Here is a 6,935-nt window from a genome sequence, read left to right as displayed (position 1 = left end):
CTTCTTTCACTCCTTATATTTGATATGACACATAAAAGCAGGATGATGTTTACGAAGGCAAGATATGCATCGGATGGTATTAAGGCATTCTATCTTGCAAAGTCAGGCATGAATATGGGAATGTTAGCACTTTCAAAGGATGGAAAGGACAACAATTATGATGGGCTCGATGAGGATTGGGCAAAGGGTATTAAAGATTATCAGGTAGAGGATGGTCTTGTAACGGTCATTATTACCGATGAATCATCAAAATTCAATATTAACAGGCTCGTGGCGCCTAATGGGAGGATTGATGAGCCCTCGCTTTCACGATTCAAACATCTCCTTGATATCCTTGATATAGGAGAAGAGTCTGCTGACAGAATAGTCCTCTGGATTAAGGAAAACAAAAAAGAGAGATATTCCCTCGATGATGCATCTGAGCTATTAAATATAATTCCATCAAAGGATTTTAGGAAACTTGAAGGACATATAACAGTCCATTCAGCTGGATTGATAAATATAAATACCGTAGACAAAACAGTTCTTGCCTCACTATCTCCATTGCTTACCGATGCCCTTATCAATGAGATTATAACATACAGGAAAGAAAGCCCATTTAAAAAGAAATCAGAATTGATGAAGATTACAGGTATGGATGACCTTATCATGCTTTCGTTTACAGATATTATAGATGTTCGTAGTTCGGGTTTTTCTATTCAATCACAGGCAAATGTTGGTAATGTGAGCAAGAAACTTGAGGGATTTGTTAAAAGACAGGGAGAGCATGTAGAGAGGAAGATATGGAGGGAAGTCTTTTAGGATTAAGGATTAAAGGGGTAAGGATTAAGGGATAAGAAGTGAAAAGGAAGGTTTTTTATTATGAAAAGAGGGGTAGGGGTAAGGGGACTGTCCCAGATTTACGGACGGAGCAAAGCGGAGTCGTAGAATCGGGACTGTCCCCGAAGTATAAGAAGGTTTTTTATTATATAGGGTTATTGTTATTTTTATTGATGCTGTCTCTTATAGTCCTGCTCATTACTGATACTCCGTCATCGTTATTCAACAAAGCGGTATCTAAATGGATTGAAAAACAGTGGGGAATAAAGGCTGAGATAATGAGTGTTAGACCCACATGTAAGCCATCACTCCACATGGAAGATGTTACAATTAAGGGGACTGTCCCAAATTTATGGCACCAAAATCCCCCCATCCCCCCTTTACTAAAGGGGGGCGAGAGGGGATTAGAATCGGGACTGTCCCCAAAGTATTCGATAAGACTTAGAAAGGTAGATGTCTATCCAGTGTGGTTCAGCCTTCTCAGTGGTAGATTTACATGGAGATTTACATCAACGACGCAATCAAATGGCAGTATAAATGGTATTGTGTCAGAGTCAGCTATTCTGAACTGGAAAGATATAGCACCTTCAGATATTAAAATAAAGGCGGTTCCATTCAGGTTCTTAGATGGCATGCGGATTTCAGGCAACGCATCTATTAAAAAGTTGAAAGGAAACAACAGAGGTGCTGTCCCAAAAACACTTGATATTTCTATATTTGGACTTCCAACAGGTAATACCTCGCTCAGGTTGAATAACACCAGTGTGGAAGGGAAGGTAACAGTTTTTATAAAAATGCCATAAAGATAAGAAAACTATTGCATTTCTTATAGAATTTAGTATATAAGATACATTAAGTATTCAGAGGTAGAACTTACAATAAGATGATACAATTTTTTATCCCTAACAGCGTAGAAAGGAAGGGCAGTAGAGATGGCTTATTTGAAAACCTCAGTGGTATTTTGTTTTGTAATTGTTTTTTGTTTTATCCGTATATCATCAGCCGAGTCACCACAGTTACTTCAGGGAATAAAGGATTTTCAGGAAGAAAACTACGAAGAGGCACTTGATAGTTTTCTTGAGGCGTATAATCTTGAGCCAAAGAATCCTCTAACATCATATTATCTTGGAATGGCATATAAATTTATGCAGAATTTCAAAGAAGCCGTCAAGTATCTGAAAATCGCCTTAACCCTTGATCCCAAATTAGTTGACCTTTACTATGAGATAGGCGACTCCCTTTTTCAGATAGGAGAGTTGAAAGAAGCGGATAAATATCTCAGCGAGGCAGAAAAAAGAAACATAAAACCAGCGAATACCGCTATGATGAGGGGTCTTGTCTTTATGGGTCTTGGAAAGACTAAAGAGGCAATAAGATATTTAAACAAAGCGAAAGAGATTGAGAAATCTATTGCCCAGATGGTTGATTATCAGATAGCGACATTGTATATGAGAGACAACTATGTAACAAGGGCAAAGGAGTATTTCAAGGCGGTTGTGATGGCTGACCCTAAATCAGATCTTGCAGAGATAGCAAAACGATACATGGATGCCATTGAATTAAAATTGAAAGAGAAGAGAATTAGCCTTTCAGCAGGGGTAACCTTGATGTATGATGATAATGTCCTTACAAAACCCGCAGTTGAGGAAGCGGCAGCAGGGGTTAGTGGAAAGAGTGACAAAAAGAGCGTTTACAATTTTTCTGTTGATTATGCACCATTGATAGAAGGACCTTTAACACTTATAGCACAGTATGCATTTTCTCAGACAATGCATTTCAAACTTGCCTCTTTCGATGTCTCGAGTCATACCATTAACCTTGTTCCATCATATACGGATGGAAACAATGTATATAATATAAACCTAAGCGTCAGTGATACCTATCTTGATGACAAAAAGTATTCACTCACATACAGTATAAATCCAACATATATGAGGCTCTTGAACCAAGCGCACGCCATTCAGTTAACCTATAAATTCTCGTTTAAGGAATACCTTCAACCTCCATCATCAGCACACGAAGACAGGGATGGAAAGAATAGTAGTGCAGGGATTGGCTATCTGTATTTATTTAAAGAAGGAAACGCATTTATAAATGTAAAGTATGACTTTGACTATGACGATACTCAGGGAAGGAACTGGGACTATAGAGGGAATAAGGCAACAGTGAGCGTTTTGTATCCGATTATGAAGAAACTAAATATAAATGCATCTGCGGAATATCATATACAGCAGTATCTGAATACGCACACAACAGGGGAGACGGATTTTGAGTATAATAAAAGGAGGAAAGACCAGGTATATACATACTCAACTTTGTTAACATATGACATAATGGCTGGATTAAAAGCAACACTTCAGTTGGTTCATACAGTGGATGATTCAAATATAAAGGCATTGGACTATAAAAGAACAACAAGCAGTATAGGTCTTACTTACAGATGGTAACTCTCAGGAGGATAACATGAGACGATTATATAAGATAGGTTTAATGATACTTATCGCCCTCATAATTCCAGATATATCATTAGCAGCGGTTGCGGGCAAATTTACAATCATAGAAGGAAAGGTTGATTTGCTCAAACCAGGTGAAAAAAGGGCATCCCCCGTAAAGGAAGGTGATACGGTATCTGTTGGTGATATTGTCAGGACTAAGTCTGCATCTAAGGCACAGATTACTTTTGTAGATGAATCTACAGTGAATATAGGGGAATCATCAAGACTCGAGATTACAGAGTTTTTATTTAATCCAGCAGAGGATAAACGTTCAAGCGTAGTTAAAACATTCAGGGGTTCGGTTAGGAGCATTGTGCCAAAGGTCTTCAAGGCGGAGGGATCGCGGTATGAGGTGAATTCAACAACGGCAATTGCAGGAATAAGGGGTACAGATTTCGTGGTAATCTCCGTTCCTGCACTTACGCAGGTAATGGCACTTGAAGGACGAGTTACAGTCAGAAATATAGATCCAAAGATTGTCGGTGTAGTTACTTTAGGACCAAAAGAGGCCACGATTGTTGCTATAAATAGACCGCCAGCGCCACCTCTTCCTGTGAAACCCGAGCAAATACAGAGTGTTATTCAGGGAACAACACCAAAACCAAAACCAAAAGAAGAGGCACCACCTCCACCACCTGCTGAAGCACCGCCTGCACCACCGGTAGCAGTGGCACCGCCTGCGCCACCAGCAGCACCTCCACCACCTGCTGAAGCACCGCCTGCACCACCGGTAGCAGTGGCACCGCCTCCTGGTGTGCCTCCGGGCTTGCCTCCATTGATGCCTGCAATGCCGCCATTACCTGGTATGCCCGGACTTATGCCCGGTATTCCGATAACGATGTTTGGTCCTATGATGCCGGGTATGCCCGGACCACCCATGCCGGGTATGATAGCTCCTATGCCTGGAATGCTACTGATTTTGGGTCCACCGCCTCCTGGAGTTACAGGGACATTTTATGTTCCTATAACAGAAACAAGTCCTTCGACTACTGTAAATAAAACGAGGGTAAGGATTAATGTTAACTGGCAATAAGGTATCAGGATTAAGGATTAAAGGATTAAGGAGCAGAGAAAATAGCCGAGGCATCCTGCCTCGGATGTCAGGCAACCCCGTAATTAAATACGGGGCTGACCTATTTTCTGCTTTATGGGGACTGTCCCAGATTTACGATACCAAAATCCCCCCATCCCCCCTTTACTAAAGGGGGGCGAGGGGGGATTAGAATCGGGACTGTCCCCCAAAAATATGATGAAAAGGTTTTTGACAATAATTTTACTTATCACCCTCCTATCAGGCGTATATTCCTGTGGAGGAGGTGGAGGTGGGTCTTCTGGGGGTGGCGGAGGAGGAAGCGGGAGTGGTAGTTCCCTTGTTACAATGAGTATGAGCTCAGGGTCGTGGGCTAAAGTAACTATAGAGAGAAAGACCTTTTTTGCACAGATTAAGCATTCTAAACCTGCGAAATGGCTTGCAAGGGTTCTGTCAGCCGGTAGAGCTGTGGCTTCTGTACCATCCCCTGTAAAATATGTAACATTTACTGTTAGAGGTTCAGATTTTACAGAACTGACAAACACAGTGACTGTTACAGACTGGTCGTCTGATGTATCAAGCACCTTTGATGTCCCGAATGGCACAGGAAGACAGTTTATCGTTGAAGGAAAGAATTTCTGGAATACCATTATATATTCTGGTTCGACTACGGCTGACCTTATAGGTGGAGACCTATCCCTTACAATAACCGCATCTTCAATATCTGACCCATCCAAATCCTGGAGTAGCGCAGTGACGATAGACCTCGGAAGTGGATATACTTATAAACTTAAGTCATCCGCTTTGAATTCGAAGGGTCTTGCTATAGTAGTATATAATGTAATAAGCGGGAGTAATTACTATCTCTATGCGGTTAGATACAAGATGGGCTCTGGATGGGGGACACCTGTCAGGATTGATAATGGTTATGCCTCGGATGAAGAGATATATGCAAAAGTTGGGATTGAGGATAACTACCAGCATAATGATTCCGGTGGCAACAGGGCTATCGTGATATTCAGACAGAAATCAAGCGGGACTTCTGGCACATGGAGACTCTATGCAAGGGAGTTCAGCAATGATAGCTGGGGAAGTCTATATACCATAGATAATGGAGCATCGTATGATGTCGGTTCAGTTGGTGAGGTATCGATAGATTATCAGGGAATAATTACTGTTGCATTTACACAGTCAGAACCTTCAGATGGTTCGTATCAACGTCTGTATACCAAATCAGCCAGCACAATCTCTGGGCTATCCTCTGCTTCGGGCACAAGAAGGGATGCTAATCAATCTTCCGATGTAACAAATCTCCAGATGGATTACAATTATTACGGAGATATAATACTATCTTTTGAGCACGGTACCAGCGCTCTTTATGCTAATGTCTATTGTAATGCAACAGATTCATGGACAGGGGCTACATCTATATATTCAGGGGATGCGCTTAAACATGCTGTAGCGATATTCCCCCGACTAACAAGCAGCGACAGCCTGTATGCTATGGTTGCATATGTATATGATGCGTCTTATAAATATCTGTATGTGAAGAAATATGATACATCAGGTGGATGGTCATCAGCGGTAAGTCTTGATAGTGGTGTAAACATAACGGATACTCCAAGTGGCGTTGAGGTATTTTTCTCGCGTAACTATGATGCTATCGTTTCCTATATTACGGGTTCTGCAGGGTCTTACACCCTCTACATGAAAAGATATAACAGCGGAGCGACATGGGGGTTCAAGTGCATGGGACTCTGCTCTTTTAATGGCTTCAAGTATAAATGATGGTGTGGTGGTTGCAGGTAATACTTCGGCTTATAAGGCTTATACCGTTTACAGAAAGACAGTGAGTGGAACTGATATATATTATTTCAAAAAGGCAGATCCGCCATGGTCAAGTTCGTACTGGACTTCAGATTCTCTGATAGTAAATACGGGAGGGACTGTCCAGAGCACAGATGAAGAGGAAGGCGACATTGACAGAAACGACAATGTGGTCTTTGCATTCGTAGCAAGTGACCGTATTTACGGTATGTTGTATAGATGAATGGGGAAAAATCCTAAATTCGAATAACCCCACCTCAATCCTCCCCTTATCTAAGGGGAGGACGGGAGGGGTTAATTGGATTTGTTTAGGATTTAGATATTAGGATTTCGGATTTAATGGAATTAGGATTAAGGTGGTGATTTTTATGAAAAGGTTTTTGACAATAATTTTACTTATCACCCTCCTATCAGGCGTATATTCCTGTGGAGGGGGTGGGGGTGGGTCTTCAGGAGGAGGCTCTGGCTCCGGTGGAGGCACATCTGCGGTTACAATAACACTTGGTGCGGGCTCATTTGCGGCGCGTGTGGATATAGAAAGAAAGACGCTTCTGGCATCCATCAAACGCTCACCTATTATAAAAAAGATAAAAGGCATTTTTATTCCTGATACAGCATTTGCATCTATACCTTCTTCTGTTGTAAGTGTAAGATTCACTATAAGTGCCTCTGATATGTCAACCATAACAAGGACTGTTGACACTGCTGGAAAATCTGAAATCGTAGAAGAATTTGATGTTGATAATGGCACAAACAGGCGTTTC

7 protein-coding genes are annotated in these 6,935 nt (G+C 41.4%); all 7 read left to right on the top strand.

Annotated features, from left to right (window positions below; genetic code table 11):
- A partial coding sequence (locus AB1488_07490) for a helix-hairpin-helix domain-containing protein (GenBank protein MEW6409940.1) occupies positions 1 to 801 on the top strand: 801 nt, incomplete at its 5' end.
- Between the two features lie 38 nt (positions 802 to 839).
- Entirely contained in the window at positions 840 to 1,622 is a 783-nt protein-coding gene (locus tag AB1488_07485) for a hypothetical protein (GenBank protein ID MEW6409939.1), read from the top strand.
- 129 nt (positions 1,623 to 1,751) lie between these two features.
- Complete coding sequence (locus tag AB1488_07480) at positions 1,752 to 3,266, top strand: tetratricopeptide repeat protein (GenBank protein ID MEW6409938.1); 1,515 nt, start codon at positions 1,752 to 1,754, stop codon at positions 3,264 to 3,266.
- A gap of 16 nt (positions 3,267 to 3,282) precedes the next feature.
- Complete coding sequence (locus AB1488_07475) at positions 3,283 to 4,347, top strand: FecR family protein (GenBank protein MEW6409937.1); 1,065 nt, start codon at positions 3,283 to 3,285, stop codon at positions 4,345 to 4,347.
- A gap of 213 nt (positions 4,348 to 4,560) precedes the next feature.
- The gene (locus AB1488_07470) at positions 4,561 to 6,132 is read left to right on the top strand and encodes a hypothetical protein (protein ID MEW6409936.1); all 1,572 of its coding nucleotides are present in this window, start codon (positions 4,561 to 4,563) and stop codon (positions 6,130 to 6,132) included.
- Positions 6,113 to 6,394: a hypothetical protein gene (locus AB1488_07465; protein ID MEW6409935.1), complete on the top strand. Its 282-nt coding sequence runs from the start codon at positions 6,113 to 6,115 to the stop codon at positions 6,392 to 6,394. Before AB1488_07470 ends, AB1488_07465 begins: the two co-directional genes overlap by 20 nt.
- A 145-nt stretch (positions 6,395 to 6,539) precedes the next feature.
- Positions 6,540 to 6,935 (top strand): hypothetical protein (locus AB1488_07460; protein ID MEW6409934.1); only part of this gene is annotated, 396 nt, incomplete at its 3' end.

Source organism: Nitrospirota bacterium (assembly GCA_040756155.1).
Taxonomy (GTDB): Bacteria; Nitrospirota; Thermodesulfovibrionia; order JACRGW01; family JBFLZU01; genus JBFLZU01.
This window is presented reverse-complemented; position numbering and strand designations above follow the sequence as displayed.